15 protein-coding genes and 2 tRNA genes are annotated in these 17,421 nt (G+C 48.1%); 3 read left to right on the top strand and 14 right to left on the bottom strand.

What is annotated here, in order from left to right; genetic code table 11:
- Positions 1 to 233: 233 nt before the first annotated feature.
- The 4 genes from LKI20_RS05530 to LKI20_RS05515 all read right to left on the bottom strand — a co-directional run bounded on the left by LKI20_RS05530 (position 234) and on the right by LKI20_RS05515 (position 5,940).
- Positions 234 to 1,067 (bottom strand): DUF1287 domain-containing protein, encoded by an 834-nt coding sequence (locus LKI20_RS05530; RefSeq protein WP_291771304.1) that lies wholly within the window; start codon positions 1,065 to 1,067, stop codon positions 234 to 236.
- Positions 1,064 to 2,029: a D-2-hydroxyacid dehydrogenase gene (locus tag LKI20_RS05525; protein ID WP_291771301.1), complete on the bottom strand. Its 966-nt coding sequence runs from the start codon at positions 2,027 to 2,029 to the stop codon at positions 1,064 to 1,066. The genes LKI20_RS05530 and LKI20_RS05525 overlap by 4 nt, the downstream gene beginning before the upstream one ends.
- A 557-nt stretch (positions 2,030 to 2,586) precedes the next feature.
- Positions 2,587 to 4,260, bottom strand: a complete 1,674-nt coding sequence (locus tag LKI20_RS05520; protein ID WP_291771298.1) for a glycoside hydrolase family 13 protein — start codon at positions 4,258 to 4,260, stop codon at positions 2,587 to 2,589.
- Positions 4,261 to 4,485: 225 nt separating this feature from the next.
- Positions 4,486 to 5,940 carry an SLC45 family MFS transporter gene (locus LKI20_RS05515; protein WP_291771295.1) on the bottom strand — a complete coding sequence of 485 codons (1,455 nt, stop codon included), beginning with the start codon at positions 5,938 to 5,940 and terminating at the stop codon, positions 4,486 to 4,488.
- A gap of 209 nt (positions 5,941 to 6,149) precedes the next feature.
- On the opposite strand from LKI20_RS05515, the gene LKI20_RS05510 reads away from it, so the two are divergent.
- The 3 genes from LKI20_RS05510 (at position 6,150) to LKI20_RS05500 (ending at position 8,141) form a co-directional block, all read left to right on the top strand.
- The gene (locus LKI20_RS05510; protein ID WP_291771294.1) at positions 6,150 to 7,148 is read left to right on the top strand and encodes a LacI family DNA-binding transcriptional regulator; all 999 of its coding nucleotides are present in this window, start codon (positions 6,150 to 6,152) and stop codon (positions 7,146 to 7,148) included.
- Positions 7,149 to 7,340: 192 nt separating this feature from the next.
- Complete coding sequence (locus LKI20_RS05505; RefSeq protein ID WP_291771292.1) at positions 7,341 to 7,862, top strand: hypothetical protein; 522 nt, start codon at positions 7,341 to 7,343, stop codon at positions 7,860 to 7,862.
- A gap of 206 nt (positions 7,863 to 8,068) precedes the next feature.
- Positions 8,069 to 8,141 (top strand) — tRNA-Ala (locus LKI20_RS05500).
- Between the two features lie 456 nt (positions 8,142 to 8,597).
- Here the strand turns inward: LKI20_RS05500 and LKI20_RS05495 are convergent.
- From LKI20_RS05495 to LKI20_RS05450, 10 genes are all read right to left on the bottom strand, one after another.
- On the bottom strand, positions 8,598 to 9,752 hold the full coding sequence (locus LKI20_RS05495) for a hypothetical protein (RefSeq protein ID WP_291771289.1): 1,155 nt from the start codon (positions 9,750 to 9,752) through the stop codon (positions 8,598 to 8,600).
- Between the two features lie 65 nt (positions 9,753 to 9,817).
- The gene (locus LKI20_RS05490) at positions 9,818 to 10,543 is read right to left on the bottom strand and encodes a histidine phosphatase family protein (protein ID WP_291771286.1); all 726 of its coding nucleotides are present in this window, start codon (positions 10,541 to 10,543) and stop codon (positions 9,818 to 9,820) included.
- Positions 10,543 to 11,004: a ribosome silencing factor gene (rsfS, locus tag LKI20_RS05485; protein ID WP_291771283.1), complete on the bottom strand. Its 462-nt coding sequence runs from the start codon at positions 11,002 to 11,004 to the stop codon at positions 10,543 to 10,545. Before rsfS ends, LKI20_RS05490 begins: the two co-directional genes overlap by 1 nt.
- A gap of 104 nt (positions 11,005 to 11,108) precedes the next feature.
- Positions 11,109 to 12,494, bottom strand: coding sequence for a bifunctional UDP-N-acetylglucosamine diphosphorylase/glucosamine-1-phosphate N-acetyltransferase GlmU (glmU, locus tag LKI20_RS05480; protein ID WP_291771281.1), 1,386 nt, complete (start codon positions 12,492 to 12,494; stop codon positions 11,109 to 11,111).
- Positions 12,495 to 12,497: 3 nt separating this feature from the next.
- Positions 12,498 to 13,295 carry an HAD-IIA family hydrolase gene (locus LKI20_RS05475; RefSeq protein ID WP_291771278.1) on the bottom strand — a complete coding sequence of 266 codons (798 nt, stop codon included), beginning with the start codon at positions 13,293 to 13,295 and terminating at the stop codon, positions 12,498 to 12,500.
- 69 nt (positions 13,296 to 13,364) lie between these two features.
- A tRNA-Gln gene (locus tag LKI20_RS05470) sits at positions 13,365 to 13,435 on the bottom strand.
- 128 nt (positions 13,436 to 13,563) lie between these two features.
- Positions 13,564 to 14,580 carry a ribose-phosphate diphosphokinase gene (locus tag LKI20_RS05465; protein ID WP_291771275.1) on the bottom strand — a complete coding sequence of 339 codons (1,017 nt, stop codon included), beginning with the start codon at positions 14,578 to 14,580 and terminating at the stop codon, positions 13,564 to 13,566.
- Between the two features lie 100 nt (positions 14,581 to 14,680).
- Positions 14,681 to 15,343 carry a nicotinate-nucleotide adenylyltransferase gene (gene nadD, locus LKI20_RS05460; RefSeq protein WP_291773390.1) on the bottom strand — a complete coding sequence of 221 codons (663 nt, stop codon included), beginning with the start codon at positions 15,341 to 15,343 and terminating at the stop codon, positions 14,681 to 14,683.
- Positions 15,344 to 15,384: 41 nt separating this feature from the next.
- Positions 15,385 to 15,924: a phosphoribosylglycinamide synthetase gene (locus LKI20_RS05455; RefSeq protein ID WP_291771272.1), complete on the bottom strand. Its 540-nt coding sequence runs from the start codon at positions 15,922 to 15,924 to the stop codon at positions 15,385 to 15,387.
- A complete protein-coding gene (locus LKI20_RS05450; protein WP_291771269.1) occupies positions 15,921 to 17,267 on the bottom strand; it encodes a glutamate-5-semialdehyde dehydrogenase in 1,347 nt (448 codons plus the stop codon). The genes LKI20_RS05455 and LKI20_RS05450 overlap by 4 nt, the downstream gene beginning before the upstream one ends.
- Positions 17,268 to 17,421: the final 154 nt, after the last annotated feature.

Below are 17,421 nucleotides of genomic sequence, written 5' to 3'. Positions count from 1 at the left end.
ATGAGCGAATGTCGGACTGTCGAAAGCTGATGTATTGAGGATTTTATGAGTATTCCGCGTGTATTTCTCGCCAAATATGTCTTGATTCCAATAGATCCTCCGTTTGTGTAGGGATTTATTGGGATATACCAAGTATTCGATGCTGCAATAGGCCGGAATTCCGCCACTTTCATCATCTAGCTACTTGGGGTATGCGCAATAATCCCTGCACAAACGAATCCATAGCGAAAAAATCAGCTATGCCAGGCGATTCTGAGCGCTGAAGGAAGCTTTTCTGGTGCAAATCTGAGATGTTTGGTGATTGGACGTCGGCTGGAAAAGCTGAGATAGTCATTTTCCCGCTGTTGTTGCCCCATATTGTGTAGTAACAGCGGGATATCGTGACTGTCCCTGTTATCTGAGGCAATTCCTATATGCCAAGTGTTGTCGAATATGACAAGATCACCTTGCTGCCACTGCTGGTGTTGTGAAGTATCGGTGGTAAGGCTTTCACCATATCGGGTAAAGAACACCCCCAACACACCAACTCTACGAAAGTCAATATTGGGATCAGGTGATGGTGCCACACCTGCATAGGCAGCTGGGGCATCGGCAATATCTTTGTCGACCATGGCTTTGAGGTCATAACCTGCATTAGCGAAAGCATGCCAGACCATATCAGTACAAGCGCCTTTACCCTCGGGAGGATATCCGCCTTGGTAATATCCATCATCGTATTTGGGATGAGCTTTAGCTTGAAGATGTGCCCCTTGAACGATATCGCTATAGTCATCGATCCCATCACGATCGAAGTCACTGGTGCTTTTCAACACATTACGGGCTGCATGAGTTGTAGCTGCTGCACCAGCATTGGATGTACTCGCAGATTGATTATGTTGAGACTGTGAGCGCAGTGTATGTGTAGCATATGCGCCTGCACTTAAGCCAAGCAATGCAGCGACCGAAAAAATCAGCACTTTACGAATCACATGATGCTCAGTTGCCGAGTTATGCTCTTCACCTGAAGCACGCATCGTATGCTCTGAGTTATCGTTAGGTTCTCTCTGCTCACCAGTCAAGCGTTTCACCGCATCCTATTATTCAGAGCTTGTCCTTGAGCGTACCTTCGCACGTTCTCGAGAGCGATTGCAATGATTCGGTCAGCTGTTGATTGCAAATGTGTGCCACCCGCGATATGAGGCGTGATAAGACACCGCGGTTCGTCCCATAGAGGATGGTCAACAGGCAAAGGCTCAGGATCTGTCACGTCCAAACCCGCTGCTGATATGTGCTGCTGCGATAATGCCTGCGCTAACGCATCACAGTCGATTGCATCTCCTCTGCCCGCATTGACTACAATGGCATTGTCCCGCATCAGACTCAAGCGATCAGCATTAATAATGTGACGAGTCTCAGGAGTAGAAGGAAGCGCTAAGGCAACAACGTCTGCCTGCTTGAGCAGGTCATCAAGATCTTCGAATGAATGCATGTCGTCGATGCTGTCAACAAGAGCTTTCGCATTACGCCGCACACCAATAGTATGTGATCCACAAGCCTTGCAAAGACGTGCGAAATGAGCGCCTATATCTCCGGTACCCAAAACGAGCACATTGGCACCATCAAGTGATCCGACATGACCAGAGGGTTCCCACCGATGTTCATGCTGTCTGTCTCGATATAACATCAGATTTTTCATCAGTGATAGGGTCATTGCGAATAAATGCTCAGAAACAGCCTGACCGTAAGCACCAGAAGCACTAGTAACCTGCACATCTGTCGCAAGGGCGCCTGGTTTGAGGTAACCGTCGACGCCGGCACTAAATGTTTGCAGCCACTGTAATTGCGGGCAATCGCGAAGCTGCGAAGCTGGGGCATTCCCAATTACAGCTGTAGCCTGCGCTCTAAATTCTTCAGGAATGCTTGCCTGCCATGAAAGACTACGTCGAGTAGAGAAGTCCCCCACAAATTCCTGCTGTATATCTCCCCCAGCATCCTGAAAACGTCTGCGTTCCTCGTCATTCAACGGCAAACAATTGATGATGCATGTCATGGTGTGGACCATCCCCCTCAGCCTGCAGTGACTCATTACTATGCTTCCATTATGCGCACAAGCAGAGTAAGAGACTTGTAGCTTCACGGTCAGCGGTCATATCTCCCTGACTTCTTCACTGCTGGCAGCCTCGCACAATGGCAAGAAAACTGTGTGGCACTGCGACAATGTCATACACGTCATGAACGAAGTCATACAAGAACCAAGGCCATATGATAACCAACGCTGCCCATCAACAGCACTGTGTATAAGCAGTACTGCGTAGTAAGCAGCGCTGCTTATACAACACTGTGTAAACAGCACTGTGCAATACAGCGCGTCACGCATCGAAGTGCTTTATCTCGCTTCGTCACACGCTCCATTGCACAGTTAGTTGCTATCGCGGCTCACAGCATAGAGCTCGCGCTGTTCTTTCCTGCCAGACAACTGTCATTACACAGTTGCCATTGCCTAGTTGCCATTGCCCAGTTTCCATTACACAATGCTTACTACACAGTTCCCACTACCAGTTTCCCAATACTCCAAACTCAGGGCTTGAATAGGCACTGCTGTTGGCGCTATGCAACCATATATGCCTTAGATTCATAGGGACGCAGGGTCGTTCCCTGATCATCAGGATAATTTGAAATTAGTAAGGTGTCGTCGACTGGTACAGGATAATCGCGGGTCACCGTACCATCTGTGAAATTGCTCAGCACCAGCATCGTTCTGCCTTGATATTGTCGTTTGTAGGCAAACACCTCTTCATCATCAGGGTCTAATTCTATGTAGTTCCCATACACAATAAGATCGCTATTATGACGCAATTCGATGAGCTGCTGATAAAAGTGCAAGACTGAGTTTGGATCCTTCATCTCCTGCTCAACATTGATCTCAGGGTAATTCGCATTGAGTTCAAGCCATGGTTTACCTTCGGTGAATCCACTGTTCTTGCTGCTGTCCCATTGCATGGGTGTACGCGCATTATCCCTTGACTCAGTAGCTAAATACCGCATCATCGTTGCATGATCAACTAAATGTTCATCATCAACAAATTGGTGGTAGGCCTCCAAAGATTCAATATCCTGATATTGGGATAGCTCAGTGAAGTGTGCGTTGGTCATACCGAGTTCTTCACCTTGGTATATATACGGTGTGCCTTGCATCATGTGCAGTGTTAGAGCAAGCATCTTTGCCGAGCGCTCGCGATATTCGGCACTGTCATTTCCAAATCTGGAAACTGCTCTCGCTCTGTCATGATTATTCCAGTACAGACTGTTCCACGCTTTGCCGTCAAGGGCTGTTTGCCACTTCGAGAGTGCATTTTTCAACGCTACAAGCTTGACAGGTTTATCGTTCCACTTGCCCAGTCGTGGGTCATCATTGAACGCAAGCGTAACGTGATCGAACTGAAACACCATATTCAGCTCGCCAGTTTCTAGTCCTGCATATTGGACGGCATCTTCAGCCTTAACACTAGGCATTTCACCAACGCTCATCGCATCATATTTTGAGAGTACCTTGCTATTCATTTCCTTGAAGTACTCATTAAGCTTTGGACCATCAGCGACCATCGGCTCCACATTGCCATATTTGGCGTGCTCAGGATTAGGTGCATCTGGTAAACCTTGCGGCTTGGAGATGAAGTTGATGACATCCATTCTGAATCCATCTACGCCTTTATCAAGCCAAAAACGCATAGTGTCCCAGATTTGCTCTCTGACTTCCGGATTCTCCCAATTCAGATCAGGCTGTTCTTTAGCAAAGAGATGAAGATAATATTGTTTGCTTGGCTCGTCGTACTCCCAGGTTGATCCGCCAAAATACGAACCCCAATTGTTCGGTGGTGTTTCGGGTTCACCATCGCGCCAGAAGTAGAAGTCCCTGTAGGGGTTGTCTTTACTCTTTTTACTCTCTGTGAACCATTCATGCTGATCTGAGGTGTGATTGACTACCAAATCCATCACTAAGTGCAAGCCTAATGCGTGTGCCTTTTCCAATAGTGTGTCAAAGGTCTTCATATCACCGAAACGTGGCTGTATGGCGCGATAATCGCTGATGTCATATCCATTGTCACGGTCAGGAGATTTGTATACAGGATTGAGCCAGATTACGTCTACACCGAGCTGCTTGATATATGGCAGCCGCTGAATAATGCCCGCAAGATCACCTATACCGTCGCCATCGCTATCTTGAAAACTCCTTGGGTACACCTGATACACGACCGCGTGTTGCCACCATGACTGTTTCATTGTTCTATCCTTTGTGTTGCGTAGATACCTACAGGCATCCATGTGATGTTGTTTATGTCAACGACGTTGTTGCTTTGTCAACGACTTTGCTGCTGTGAGAGGAGCACAGTTGTTATTGCTGGGCACGTATTTAAGGAGAAATCCTTTTTAACATGTCAGGGTTCCTCACAGTCGAATTACCCAGAAATCACGGACGATACTGCTCTCTAGCGCTCTTCCTGACAATTATTTGCTTAAAACTAATTCGGGATTTTTATGATTATCGCTGATTACTGAAACGGCCAAGATTCCCAGTAACATTGCTATTCCTGCCACCAGAATCATTGCAGGCATTGATTTTCCAACTAGAGGGAATATGGCAAAGCTTGCTACAGAGGCGATTATTTGTGGCAAACAGATACCACAGTTAAACAGACCCATATATGCACCTTCATTCTTACCATCAAGAGAGGTGGTGAATATCGAGAAAGCTTGAGTTTGCATAGTGAGATATGCGATACCGATAAGACAGAATGGCAGAATCAATAGATATTGGTTATGCACGAAAAATACTCCGAAGAAGCCTAAAGCACCAGCAGCTAGTCCAACTCTAAACCAGAACTTACGCTTGTGCGCGCTGGTTTTGGATAATACAGCAAAGCCCCAAATGACTGCAGCAAGTGACTGTACACAGGTAAGGATGCCATACCAATTTCCTGCGGCTTGATACCCTGCGGATGCGCTATCGCTGGTATGCCAGACATTTTGAGCAATAGCGCCAGTCGCATATGTCCAGAGATATTGAAATGCGAACCAATTGAATAGCTGTACAAAAGAAACTTCCCAGAACGCACGAGGAGCTTTTTTCAGCAGAGTCCACAATGAAGGGGAAGCTTTGTGTTGCTTGTGCTCAATGTGGTGGTAACGATCGTATGTTTCTGGATCATATTCCTTCACTGAAAGAATCGTAGACAATGACGTGATTAGTAGAATTGCTGCGCCAATATAAAAGGCAAGGCGAACGGAAAGTGGAACCTCACCTGGATTGGCGACATTGGCGACACCTACTGCAGTCAGCAGGAATGGTAACAGTGTTGCCAGCACACCACCTAGATTGCTGAACGACTGTTGCCACGACCACGCAAGGTCTTTCTGGCGTTCATTGACCATATCGCCGATAATCATCTTGTACGGCTGCATGCACACATTACTTGACAAGTCCATGAAGAGTATGGCAATCGCGCCAAAAGCTAACGCGGCGATTGAAGCATATCCAAAACCAAAGGAACCTGCATTTGGTAGTAGCACCATCACTAAAGCTGCGATTGGAGCGGCAACAATCAGATATGGCATTCTGCGTCCAAACCGTTTTGACCACGTCATATCTGAATATTTCCCTATAAGGGGTTGTACTAACATGCCGGCTAGTGGTGGAAGAATGAAGAAAAAGCCCAGTTTTGTGGGGTCTGCACCAATAGTTTGGAAGATACGTCCCATCTGAGATGACTGCAAAGAAAAAGCCATATTCACACCGAAGAATCCGAAGGTCATCGCAAATATTGTTTTTTTACTGAGATTCGGCAATGAATTGCTTATTGCAGACTTACCCATAACTTCGGATGACTGTTTGGTAGCGCCACGCGGTGTGGCCCCACTAGATATCGTTGTCTTGCTGCTCACGGCATACGCTTTGCTACTCATTATCAACACTCCTTTGTGATGCAAGCACCTATGTAATGAGTGATTGTATACCATTTACACAAACGTTTACAATGGCGTGTTTTCAACAGAACAAACGTTTACTTTTTGTCTGGATTTTTCTAGAAATACCAGCTGCATCGGCGGCAAAGCTCCGAGGGCTGTAGACTTGTCATCGACAATATTCCGCCAAAAATGAAGGTTCACACTTCATGGATGTAACCATCAAAGACATAGCACTTGCCACCGGTTTCTCAACCGCAACTGTTTCACGCGTGCTCACCAATAAAGAGGGTTACTTCAGTAAAAACACTGCCCATAAAGTACATAAAGTTGCGAAGGAGCTTGGATACAAGAAGAATATGGCGGCAATGGAATTGGTCACCAGACGTAGTGACGTTATCGCTGTCATCATCAATTCAACAAAGACCAATTTCGCAGACTCTATTGTTGCAGGAATCCAGAAGAGAGCTAGCGAACTTGGTAATACCATCATTATTCTCTATACCCGCGATCGCGATGAAGTTGTGCAACGCCAGGCGATTATCACAGCATTAGAGCGTCCTGTTGCAGGGATTTTGCTGCTCTCGGTAGATATCGCACCTCAAAATGTTGAGTTATTGAAGTCTTCGAATACTCCATTCTATTTCGTTTCAATCGCCTTTCGTGATGCATCACTCCCGTGCATTTCCTCAGATGATCACTCTGTGGGATATATGGCAACTAAGTACCTGTTAGATCGAGGTCACCGGCGAATTGGATTAGCTGGGCTTGATCTCAACAATTCATATACTGGTCAGCTACGATTGGATGGCTATCGTAGCGCCATGGCAGAAAAAGAAATTGTGGTTTCAGATGAATGGATTCATGCTGGTGATTTTAGCCATGAATCAGGTATTGAAGCCATGCAGGCCTATGCGAGTCAGTCTCCCCTACCTATTACGGCAGTAATCGCAGGAAGTGATCTAGTCGCTATCGGTCTGTTGAATCAAGCACAGAAGCTTGGTATTACTGTGCCAGAACAACTCTCGGTAGTAAGTATCGATGGCACGGTGTTGTGCGACTATGTTCATCCATCTCTAACTAGTGTGACTCAAGATTTCTATCATATGGGCTATGTCAGTCTCGGAAGATTGTTGGAACATGACCATGAGATGAGTTTTACTAGCAGCCGCATCGTCGAGCGGGACAGTGTCGCTGAGCTGAGATAATTAACAACCGTGCTCCACAGGAATCCCACGGAGCATACTGGTAAGCCTCATTCTGAGGTTACAACTTTGCGAGGATGGAGATTTCTACAAACTCGCGATAGACATGCTTGGTGTTAATTCTGAAGATATCTGTGTTTGCATCGTGGTTAAATCGTTGAGTAATCCACAGATGCGCTGACTAAGGACGAACTGATGAATGCAATTATCTTTCATGGCACCGGACCACATGCCTCATTCGACAAATTCTGGTACCAGCCTGTTGCCGACAATCTTCGAGCTTCAGGAATAGATGCTGTGGTTCCCGAACTTGCCAAACTTGACCATGAACCTTTAGACGATACGTTACAGGAGTTTGAAGAGCTCGGTTTGCATATCGGTGACGACACCATTCTCATTGGTCACTCTGCAGCAGTGAGTGTGATTCTTGCCTTGTTAGAACGCATCAATACCCCTGTCAAGGCTTGCTATCTAATGGCTGGATATTGTTCACCCAATGGTATGGCACATTCAGCGCTTAAAGAGTCATACTCTTGGGATCGCATTACAGCCAATGCAGGTGAGTGTTTTATCTTCAATTCCTTCAATGACCCCTTCAAATGCAATCAAGACAAAGGCATTGAATTATTCAATCATCTGGGAGGCACGCTGCTACTGCGCAATGACGGGCATTTCTTGAAGAAGCAACAACCGCTGCTGCTTAAACTCATACGCTGATTAGCTGGTCAGCTGGTCAGCAAATTAGCATTTTTACACGATACAACTCTGCTAAGCAATCGGGAAATACACACACAGCTACGCGAATCTACAGCCACACCCATTAAGTAACTTATGAGGTGCCGCATTACAAGGATGAAATCATCAACACACCGACTTGCGGAGGGTAATCCCTCGGTGTAACCTGTCTATGGCTTGTTGAGCACGGGGCTATGGCGCAGCTGGTAGCGCATCTCCATGGCATGGAGAGGGTCAGGGGTTCGAATCCCCTTAGCTCCACATTTATAAAAATGACCACCTTGCGAAGGGTGGTCATTTTTCATATGGCAGTAGGTTTATGCGGTGCTTTCACAGTATGCGTTATAGCAGTTGTTGTTAGCACTTGAATACCAGCTTTTCGTTTGTGTAGGGATTATTAATGATTCTCAAAGTTCTGCAATTGAAAAACCCTACCATTCCAGTCTTTTTGCGCAAACTATAGATGGAATATGGTTGAAAATCACTACACAAACGAAAATGAGTCTGATTTGGAGCTACTTGCCGTGCTATATCGGCTATATTCATGCTCAAAAGACAGAATTCTGGTGCTTTCAGGGTACCGGTGAGCACGTATTGAGCGCACAATTGTGTGCACGAGACATGACTGCAAGAGTTAGTGTGTCCATCTGCACAGTTAACGTCATCATTCGCATGCATCTACACTCTACAAGTCTTAAGAGCAGCCTCAAGAGATCCTTAGTCAGCAGCTTCTGCACTACCGTCAGAAGGTGTTGCTGTGCTTTTCTGCGATGCGGCAGCATTACTGTTGCTACCACTCGTACTTGCACTCGAAGAGCTTGAAGGTGTTGAGCTCGTTGACGATTGAGACGGCGATGCAGTCGTCGTGCTAGGCGATGCTGTTGAGGTTGGTTCCGAACTGCTGCTCGATGAACTACTAGAAGAACTGCTTGAGGACGCTGAGGAAGACGCCGACGAGGAAGGTTCCTGAGTAGCTGTGCTGCCGCTCGAATTATCATCATCCGAGTTACCAGATTCATTCGAGCTATTCGAAGGGCTGGGCGACTCTGAAGAATCACTACTACTGGTGGACTCAACACTGCTTGGTGTCTCACTCGGAGTCAGCACACGATCTGTTCCTTGTCCTCCGGTCACCGCATAAATAATGCCCGCAGTAATTCCAACAGCTATCAAAGCGCTGACAATCGAAACGATGATCACATTACGTTTAACTTTCTTGCCATGTGTATTCGTAGCTGCTTGGTGCTTACCTGGCTTACTTTGAGTACTGTGTGCTCCAAGCGAGGCAATACTCCCTGCACCGGCACTTGAACTGACGCGCGGCTTAGCGCTGTCGGCAGCATCTTGTGCGCTTGTCCCACTTTCGAGAGACACTCCGCCATTGCCTTGAGAGAGCACAGAAGTCGAATCTGCAGTAGCGATGCGAGTTACTGCAGGATCCATCACTGATGTAGCATCACTCTGCGCTGGAATTGTTGTATTCGCAGCTGTAGTCGCAGTAGTAATATCACCAGCCGATTCAGCTTCATTAATCGCCCCAGCCAGGCCGACAATGGTTCTTGTTTCTTGATTATCAGCATCGGTGGCATTATCAGATCCAGAAGCACCATTAGCAGCAGAATCGGCGGAATCTTGTGTTGTACCATCTGAAGAATCGTCAGAAGAACCCACAGTATCGTGAAGTTTTTTGCTGGATTCGTCCAATACGTTTTGATACAGCTGCGAGGCGAATGCTGAGACAATCGAACCTACAGCAACGCCAATAACTGACCCCGCAATACCGATACGAGAAGACAGCAAAAAAGCTGTAACTGCAGCCAAAGCTCCTGCAAGTATCTGCACCCATGAAATATCGTGGAAAAACCGCTTCAATCTTTACCCCTTACCGCTGCGTTCTCTTCGTAGTATGGCAAGCCAACATGAAAGAACTGCGGTTATCAGCTAGAAGTTTGCGGATTCTCCCACTTTGCAGTCTGCGCCACGGCGGGTCCTTGATTGTAATCCACCATTCGCCAACGATGAGATTCCTTGATGCCTGTCAGCGGTATTAGCCTAGTCCAATGAGCGTTTCTCATAGAAATCAGATTCGCAAAGTCGTCATACACCTGATTCATCCCTAGGATGGTTTGCAAGGTTTGTGAAATCCATGCCCCATGCGAAAACACAAATAAATCAGTGTCATCGTCACCTTGTGCAGACCACTCGTTGAGAGCCTCAACGCCGCGTATACCTACATGCTCTTTAGTTTCAGCGCCGTGATGCAGCTCTCCACCTTTGAATTCAAGCCACAGGCGGTAATCTTCTGGCCACTGTTCACGCATCTCATCAAGAGACAAGCCTTCCCAAGCGCCAAAAGCTCGCTCACGAACACGAGAGTCTGGGTGGACTGTTAACCCCAGTGGATCTGCGAAAGCATGTGCAGTCGCCATAGCACGACCTAGATCTGAAGCAATCACTATTTGCTTACGCTGCTTGTTGCATCCTTCAACGTACAGCGAGTTCAGAGCCTGTGCAGTCTGCTCAACCTGCCATCGACCCACCTCATCAAGGGGAATATCAATCTGCCCTTGTAAACGCCCTGCAGCGTTATAGGAGGTACGCCCGTGACGCACCATTGTAATGGAATGGACATGCTGTCCGCCGAATGATGTTGGCATACTCATCACTCCTGAGCGGCCGGCACTGCTGCCGCGTTATCTGCTTCAGCTGTGGCGACTGTAACGCCATCAGCGTCACCATTGTGATCAGTAGATTCATCGTGCTCTGGCAGCTGAAGGTCAATTTTGGGGCAATCGCTCCACAAACGCTCAAGTGAATAATATTCACGCGCATCTTTATGCATAACGTGAATCACGAAGTCGCCATAATCAAGCAACACCCATTGGGCATCTTCGAGTCCTTCACGAGTACGCGTTTCGCGTTTGCGCTGTATCGAAAGTTCTTTTTCAATTTCCTCAGCGATTGCAAGCACTTGACGTTCATTGTTGCCTGTCGCCAACAAGAAAATATCAGTGATTGCCAGCGGCTCGGTCACATCAAACGCGACAATATCTTCCGCTTTAACCTTGTCAGCCGCCAACGCGGCAATTCTTGCACATTCAATCGAATCTTGGACTGCGGGCACGTATCTGCCTTTCAAATAAATCTATTGAATCTCGCTGCTGCGGAGACTCTTCTACGACCATTATCCTGTATGGGTGGCCAATCGCTGTATGTTGTGCTCGGCGCTTAGCGCTCCCAGCGGGGTTTCCAATCCTCAACTACATGCTGTGAGTTCTCGGAGTAGACCATTGCGTCATCTGGGACATTATGACGAACCACAGAACCTGCACCGGTTGTGACATTATCGCCAACTACTACTGGAGCCACAAATACGTTATCCGCGCCTACATGCACTCCTGAACCAATACTGGTCCGGTTCTTGTGTACCCCATCATAGTTAGCCACAATCGTGCCGCCACCGACGTTGCTATGCTCACCTATTTGCGCGTCCCCGACATAACTCAAATGTGGAACCTTAGTGCCGTTGCCAATATGAGCTTTCTTCATCTCAACAAATGCACCGGCCTTGGTCTCTTCACCAAGCTCATTTCCTGGACGCATATATGTCCACGGACCAATATTTGCCCTTGCACCCACGTGTGATTCTTGGATGCGTGAACGCTCCACAACTGCACCCTCGTCAATCGTCGCATCAATTAGGGTGGTATATGGCCCGATTACAGCATTCTTGCCAACGGTAGTCTTGCGCTGCAAGAAGGAGCCTGGAAGGATTGTGGCATCGCTACCAAGCACCACATCGTCCTCTATCCAGGTACTGTCAGGATCGAGGATGGTTACACCCTGTCGCATCCATCGTTCGCATACACGTGTGTTGTGATGTTTAGCGAGAGAGGCCAGTTGCACGCGATCATTAACGCCCTCAACGCTTAATGGATCAGTGGCCTGGAATGCTCCAACAGAGCCTGTAGCAGTCGCCTGTTCCAAGGCATCAGTCAGGTAAAACTCGCCCTGAGCGTTATCGTCATTCAGACCGCTAATAGCCCTATTGAGCACTTCTGCCTCAAATACGTAGACGGAAGTATTTACTTCGTGAACCGCCAGCTCAGTACCGTTGGCATCTTTCTGTTCGACGATACGTATCACGTCGCCGTTCTGATCTCGGATAATGCGACCATACCCTGTTGGATCACTAAGTGTTGCTGTCAGCACTGTTGCGCCATTACCACTTTCAGCGTGGTAAGCCAGCAAATCACGTAATGTGCTTTCATCAAGCAAAGGCATATCCGAAGCAGTAATCAACACAGGTCCTGTGAGTTCACCGTCTGCGTCAATCTGGCCCATTGCACACTGAACAGCGCGACCAGTTCCAGGAATGTCGTCCTGATTCACAATCACCGCTTGAGTGTCACAATCGCGAACAGCAGCAGCAACTCGCTCTGCTTGGTACCGCACAACCACAGCCAACAAGTCTGGAGAAAGAGCGCCCACAGATGACATCACCCGTTGCAGCAGGCTTTTCCCAGCTAGCTGGTGCAATACTTTTGGTGTTTCGGAGCGCATACGCGTCCCTTCACCTGCGGCAAGAATAATCGCTGCGGACACTGCCTTCATTACTTAAATCTCCACTTCTCCACTTTGCGCTACATCAATTAAATCCTTGATACTGTCAATAACTTTGTCTGGCCTGAACGGGTAGGTTTCCACCTCGTCACGCGAAGTGATCCCTGAAAGCACCAGGAAGGTGTTAAGACCAGCCTCGACGCCAGCCATCACATCGGTATCCATACGGTCGCCAATCATCGCAGTGGTCTCAGAGTGACCGCCTACACGATTCAACGCCGTGCGGAACATGATGGGGTTTGGTTTACCAACAAAGTAGGGTTCACGACCTGTAGCTTTAGTAACCAGAGCGGCAACTGAGCCAGCTGCGGGCAATACGCCGTGTTCACTTGGACCAGTAGCATCTGGGTTGGTGCAGATAAAACGTGCTCCTGCCAGAATCAGTCGGATAGCTGTGGTGATTGCTTCGAAGGAGTAGGTTCGAGTTTCACCGAGTATCACATAGTCGGGGTTCGAATCAGAGAGAATATAACCTGCTTCGTGAAGGGCTGTAGTGAGCCCAGCCTCACCGATGACGTATGCGGAACCCTTGGGAACAGTGCGAGACACAAAGTCTGCTGTAGCCAGAGCAGAAGTCCAAATGTATTCCTCTGGCACATCAATGCCGCTACGATTCAAGCGAGCTGAAAGATCACGAGGCGTGTAAATAGGATTATTGGTCAATACCAAGAATCTACGATTATTGGCTTTGAGTGTTTCAATAAATTCAGATGCACCTGGAAGAGCTGTGTTTTCATGAACCAACACACCATCCATATCGGTGAGCCAGGTTTCGATGTTCTTTACAGCCATACCGCCCCTTTCAACGTCACCATCAATCCCCGGAATTGCCCGGTGGTCACCGGGACCGGAGCTTACTCGCTCCCCCACCTGGATTCGAACCAAGACAAAGGGTTCCAAAGACCCTTGTGCTGCCATTACACCATGGGGGATCAGCGGGACGCATCCCGCAACAGTTCATTATGCCATGACTTTCAAGTTTTTACACCCGCCGTGTCTTGACACAGTGAACAAATTTCAATTATCACAGCCTAAACTGCCATTACGTAGAGTAGCAGCTTTAGGCGAACAAGAAACCCTGCCCATGATGTTCTGGATAGGTTTCAAAGAGTTCTGCCACCGAACCGTCGTCAAATACGGCCTTGATAGCACTTGCCAGTAGAGGTGCGATAGACAGCACGGTGAGTCCATCCCAACGCTTCTCTTCAGGAATAGGCACAGTATCAGTCAACACAACTTCACGAGCTCCACAAGACTTGAGTCGCTCCACAGCTGGACCAGACAACACGCCGTGAGTCGCCACAACAGTGATGGACTTCGCACCTGCTTCACGCAGCACCTTGCAAGCTTCGACTATGGTGCCACCGGTATCTATCAAATCATCAACCAGCACACAATCCTTGCCCTTGACATCGCCAACGACTCGGTTGGCCACAGCCTTGTTTGGCCTGGTAATGTCGCGAGTCTTGTGGATGAACGCAAGTGGACCGCCACCTAAGCGCTGGGCCCATTGTTCTGCAACACGGATACGACCCGCATCAGGCGACACCACGCTGATGTTGCTCAGATCGAGACGGTCACGCACATAATCCACCAGCACCGGCATAGCAATGAGATGGTCAACCGGCCCGTCGAAGAAGCCCTGCGACTGTGCAGCATGCAAATCGACTGACATGATGCGGTCAGCACCAGCAGTTTTAAGCAAATCAAACATCAAGCGGCAAGAAATGGGCTCTCGGCCGCGATGCTTCTTATCTTGGCGAGAATAGCCAACCAGAGGGCAAACAGCGGTAATGGAACGCGCAGATGCACGCTTGAGCGCATCAATCATGATGAGCTGCTCCATAATGGCCTTGTTGATAGGCGCAGCATGAGTCTGCAGGACGAAAACGTCGGCACCACGTACAGATTCTGTGAATCTCACATACATCTCGCCATTAGCGAAGTCGTATGCGGTGGTTTCCAACACCTCAATCCCGAGTTGTTCTGCCACATCTGATGCTAGTTTTGGATGCGCTCTACCGGTCACCAAAATGAGGTTTTTATCTGGATTTCCCTCGAGGATTGTGCTCACCATTTCTCCAAACACGGGTGTTGTTTTTTGCAGCGGACAATCAAACATACTAACCCGTCGCGCTGACAGCACGAGGGGTGCAACGGCGTGCCCCTAGTTAGCTCTAGGCATCGCCATACAAACCATGTTTGGCGATATACTGCACCACACCATCTGGAACGAGATACCAAACTGGCTCACTTTTGGTGCAGCGGAGTCTCACATCAGTTGAAGAAATAGACAGAGCGGGGATTTCAAGCGTATCCACAGTATCTGGTGGCAAATCTAGACCTTTGAGACTTGACGAATAGCCAGGTCGAGAAACAGCAACAAAACGGGCGAGATCCCACATTTTGTCTGTGTCTTTCCACCGCATAATTTCAGCGATTGCATCAGCACCAGTAATGAAGAACAGTTCAGCATCTGGTCGCAACGCGTGAACATCCCTCAGCGTATCGATAGTGTACGTGGCTCCCGGACGTTCAATATCGACTCTAGAAACCGTGAACTTGGGATTCGATGCCGTAGCAATCACTGTCATCAGATAGCGATCTTCAGGATTAGTCACCGCTCGTTCAAGCTTGAAAATCGGTCGACCGGTGGGCACAAAAATAACCTCATCAAGGTCGTAGACCCACGCCACTTCTGATGCGGCAACCAAATGCCCGTTATGTATGGGATCGAAGGTTCCACCCATGATTCCCACTCTGGGAACCTTATGACGATTACCTCGTGTAGAGAGCCTGCTGCTCTCGCGTGATATCAACCCTGCTGAAAGCTCGGTCACATCGCGGTCTTGTTGCTTACCGTTCACCTGTTTTATGCCTTTTAGTTCTTGTGCGGCTCTTGCGAGTCTTCATCGCTTTGTGTCAGACGTTCGATATCTTCTGCCGTGGGGTTGACATCCATGGGTTCAATCTTGTCCATGTCCTCATCCCATTCTTCTTGCACCACGCGCCGAATTTCTGCAAACGTTGGTAATGGGAAATCTGGCTGATAGGTGCGTCTAACCTCAGCAACACATTCAGTAATGCGAATTAACGTATCTGACAGGCCATCAATATCTGATGACCTCTCTTGAGCTCTAAACCGTGGAATGTATCCTTCCATAGCTGATATTTGCTCGCAGACTCGGCTCAATCCTTCGTCATTTGGAGTGTTTACCTCAGGAGCATCCTCGTCAGGCCACCCAATAAGCACAGCATCAGCATATTCGAGTGATGCACGATGAGCAGCAGAGGGTATACCATCCTCAATCTGCACCAAAAAAACGTATCTCACCAAGCTCAAACGCTCAGCAGCAATACGTAGCCATACTGTTGGTTTATCCGAAGAATCGTGAAACAGCTGCTCAATCTTTTCGTTCATGCACGTACCTGTCCAGTTCCGTAACCAATCCATTTCGTGGTAGTAAGCTCACGCAATCCCATCGGCCCTCTGGCATGCATTTTCTGCGTAGAAATACCCAACTCAGCGCCAAGTCCAAACATACCGCCATCAGTAAAACGTGTTGAAGCATTAACCATGATGACTGCAGAATCAACAGATTTGGTGAATTCCTCAATCGCAGAATAATTCTCCGCGATGATTGCCTCGGTATGTCCAGTTGAATGTGCATTGATATGCGCAATAGCTTCCTGCATGGAATCCACAATTTTCACGCCCATCTTAAGCGCTAAGTATTCGGTATCCCAGTCGTCTTCGTTTGCATGTTCCAAATCCAAACCCTCAATACCCTTACCGTTATTGAGACCAGAGACGATGTCGTAAGTACTCTCATCAACTCTGAGGACCACATTTGCCATAGCAAGCGCATGGGCAATAATCGGAATGAATTTCTTGGCCACATCACGGTGAACCAGAAGCTTTTCGGCAGAGTTACATACGCCAACGCGCTGTGTTTTGGCGTTAAGAATAATAGGAACGGCCTTATCGAGATTGCCGGAAGCATCGACATAAATATGCACATTTCCTGCGCCAGTTTCTATCACAGGAACCTTGGACTGTTCAACAACCGCACGAATTAGGCCTGCTCCCCCGCGCGGCACCAACAAATCGATATAGCCTCTCGCCTGCATCATCGCGGTAGCACCTTGACGACCAAACACATCAACTGAAGCGACTAAAGCGCTCTGGAAACCATGACGTTCAATAACAGCACTAATCACATTCAGTATGGCTGCATTGGTGCGTTTTGCAGCATGGCCGCCTCTCAGCAGCACAGCATTGCCAGATTTCAAAGCTAGAGTAGCCACATCAATAGTGACATTCGGACGGGCCTCATAAATCATGCCTATCACGCCGAGCGGCACTCGTATTTGATTCAAGCGCATACCATTGGGCATGGCGTTGCCCCTGACAATCTCTCCCACCGGATCAGCTAAGGCAGCAACATCGCGCACTCCTTGTGCAGTGCCGGCAATACGCTCGGCATTAAAGCGCAGGCGATCAATCAATCCTTCATCCATACCCGATTCAAAAGCATCTCGCACGTCGAGATCATTGGCTGACTCGATGTCAGAAGCATCTTGGATCAGAGCATCAGCAATATCTCTGAGTAATTCATTTTTTGCCTCGCTACTCGCCTTGGATAACTGTTGCTGAGCAACAGCTGCAGCCGTAGCCATATTGCAAACTTGGTCGAAGATTTGAGGATCTAGCGACTCCTTATTATCAACCGGTACTGAAGCAACCGTAGCCGCATTAGTCATCGCCATATCCTTTCTCTATTCACCACAAGTGGTATATCTGCACAACATGTAACTACACAACAATGTACTGGGACGAGTCAGTCATCTCACCGCCACACATTGCAACGCAGTGCACTTCACAGCGATGCACTTCACCACAACACATTCTTGAGAC

This window comes from Bifidobacterium sp., assembly GCF_022647885.1.
Lineage (GTDB): Bacteria > Actinomycetota > Actinomycetes > Actinomycetales > Bifidobacteriaceae > Bombiscardovia.
The sequence above is the reverse complement of the archived record's forward strand: the minus strand, read 5'-3'. Positions and strand labels throughout refer to the sequence as shown.